Genomic DNA, 295 nt, shown 5'->3' on the forward strand with positions numbered 1-295 from the left:
AATGCTCGCCATACTGTAGCCGGGCGCGACTAAGCCAAACACTTTATTGTCCCATACCGCACATTCGCCAATGGCATAAACGTGCTCAGCATTGGTGCGACAGTGCTCATCAATTAAGATACCACCGCGTGCGCCCATCTCAATACCGCAATCAGGGTTGCTCTTTATAATATCGTCTTGCGGACGAATACCTGCGCTAAAGACAATCATATCGGTATCGAGCGAGGTATCATCGGTGAATTGCATGGTGAGATGACACGCATCAGCGCCGTCAGTATTTGGATTGGCTATTATC

General features: G+C 48.8%; 1 protein-coding gene. It reads right to left on the minus strand.

Annotated features, from left to right (window positions below; all coding sequences use genetic code 11):
• Positions 1-295, minus strand: a 295-nt coding sequence (locus tag AAEY75_RS14505) for an FAD-dependent oxidoreductase (RefSeq protein WP_352259956.1), incomplete at both ends; no start/stop codon positions are given.

This window comes from Psychrobacter sp. TB55-MNA-CIBAN-0194 (assembly GCF_040309505.1).
Taxonomy (GTDB): domain Bacteria; phylum Pseudomonadota; class Gammaproteobacteria; order Pseudomonadales; family Moraxellaceae; genus Psychrobacter; species Psychrobacter fozii.